The sequence below is a fragment of the Muribaculum sp. genome, from assembly GCF_029051885.1.
Taxonomy (GTDB): Bacteria; Bacteroidota; Bacteroidia; order Bacteroidales; family Muribaculaceae; genus Muribaculum.
In genome coordinates, this window is sequence record NZ_JAIDKI010000103.1 from 1 (window position 1) to 2,247 (window position 2,247).

General features: G+C 50.1%; 1 protein-coding gene. It reads right to left on the reverse strand.

What is annotated here, in order from left to right; genetic code table 11:
* Positions 1-214: 214 nt before the first annotated feature.
* Positions 215-2,014, reverse strand: a complete 1,800-nt coding sequence (typA, locus tag K2I50_RS04580; RefSeq protein WP_301025047.1) for a translational GTPase TypA — start codon at positions 2,012-2,014, stop codon at positions 215-217.
* Between the last annotated feature and the right edge of the window lie 233 nt (positions 2,015-2,247).

Below are 2,247 nucleotides of genomic sequence, written 5' to 3' on the forward strand. Positions count from 1 at the left end.
CTCCCTCATCACAAGCGAAAATCTGCTCGACGATTGACCGCCCTGACGGTAACATTTATTATTAAACAAGCTCTAAGTTTTGTTTTGACGGGCGGGAGTGCCCCAATAGATTGTTTAATGGCAGTAAAAAAAAATGATAAGAGGAGCTGCGTCGCGATTGTGCGATGCAACTCCTCTTAAACTCTTAAATAAATGTACCTGCAAAAAGTCAGGTTTAGTCTTTATTTGCGCGCTTGCGCTCAAGCTCGTCAAGGATAATCTTACGCAGACGGAGATGGTGAGGAGTCACCTCTACATATTCATCCTCCTTGATGTATTCGAGAGCTTCCTCGAGACTGAACACAACGGGTGGTACAATCTTGGCCTTGTCATCGGCACCGGAAGCACGCATGTTTGTGAGCTTTTTAGATTTGGTGACATTGATTACAATGTCGCGGTCCTTGGCGCTTTCGCCTACTACCTGGCCCGCATACACCTCTTCCTGGGGGAAGATGAAGAAGCGTCCGCGGTCCTGGAGTTTATCGATTGCGTAGGCATATGCCGTACCGGCTTCCATGGCAATCAGAGAGCCATTGGTACGACGCTCGATGTCGCCCTTCCAGGGCTGATATTCAAGGAATCGGTGGGCCATGATAGCCTCGCCGGCCGATGCTGTGAGCACATTGTTGCGCAGACCGATGATGCCACGCGAAGGTATGTGGAATTCTATGTGCAGACGGTCATTCTGAGTGGTCATGCTTACCATCTCGCCCTTGCGGCGTGTAACCATGTCGATAATCTTGCTTGAATACTCTTCAGGCACATTGATTGTAAGCAATTCGACAGGCTCGCATTTGCGTCCGTCAATCTCTTTGATGATAACCTGAGGCTGACCTACCTGTAGCTCATAGCCCTCGCGGCGCATAGTCTCGATAAGTACCGAGAGGTGTAGCACGCCACGGCCGAATACGGTCCATACATCTTCGTGGTCGGCTTTTTTCACACGCAGAGCAAGGTTCTTGTCGAGCTCGCGGGTAAGGCGGTCGGCGATATGGCGCGAAGTGACATACTTGCCGTCGCGGCCGAAGAAAGGCGAGTCGTTGATTGTGAACGACATCGACATTGTAGGCTCGTCAATAGCGATACGTGGCAGAGGCTCAGGATTGTCGGTGATGGTAACGGTGTCGCCGATTTCAAATCCCTCAAGGCCTACGAGAGCGCATATGTCGCCTGAACTGACCTCGCTTACACGCTTGCGTCCCATGCCTTCGAAAGTATGGAGCTCCTTGATACGCTGCTTTACAACAGTACCGTCGCTTTTACACAGACCGATATCCATGCCTTCGCGCAGTGTGCCGCGATGCACACGTCCCACGGCGATACGTCCTACATAATTGGAGTAGTCGAGCGAGGTTATCAGCATCTGAGCGTCGCCTTCAAGAGTCTTTGGAGCGGGTATATATTCGATTATCGCGTCGAGCACTGCGGTAATATCGTCGGCAGGCTTGCGCCAGTCGGTCGACATCCATCCCTGCTTTGCCGAGCCATAGATGGTCGGAAAATCGAGCTGGTCTTCCGTTGCGTCGAGATTGAACATCAGGTCGAACACCATCTCCTGCACCTCGTCGGGGCGGCAGTTGGGTTTGTCGACTTTGTTGACCACAACTACAGGCTTAAGGCCCATCTGTATGGCTTTCTGTAGAACGAAACGGGTATGTGGCATCGGTCCCTCAAAAGCATCGAACAGCACCAGACAGCCGTCGGCCATGTTGAGCACACGCTCCACTTCACCACCGAAGTCGGCGTGTCCCGGAGTATCTATAATGTTGATTTTAGTGCCTTTATAATCTATCGAAACATTCTTTGATAGAATCGTTATGCCTCGCTCACGCTCCAGGTCGTTGTTGTCAAGTATGAGTTCTCCCGCATTCTGGTTTTCGCGGAAAAGGTGGCCGGCAAGTAGCATCTTGTCGACAAGAGTAGTCTTGCCGTGGTCGACATGGGCAATGATAGCAATGTTTCTGATGTTCTGCATGTGTCGTTGTAAATGTTTCTCTTCAATTCGGGCGCAAAGTTACAAATTTTCGGCCAATGCTCGCTTCATTCCCGCTAAGAAACTGTTTAAATTCATATCACTTTGTTTCTTAGGAGCCTGCCAGTGTCTTTTTGTTCGCTCTCAAAATCTGTATCATCTAAGAGCTTGTTTAATAATAAATGTTGCCGCCAGGGTCGTATAGCTTGAGACGATTTTCGACATGTGACGAAGGA

Bases quoted from the DNA above. Each gene is read 5' to 3' on its own strand.
- typA (WP_301025047.1), bottom strand. From the start codon at position 2,014: ATGCAGAACATCAGAAACATTGCTATCATTGCCCATGTCGACCACGGC.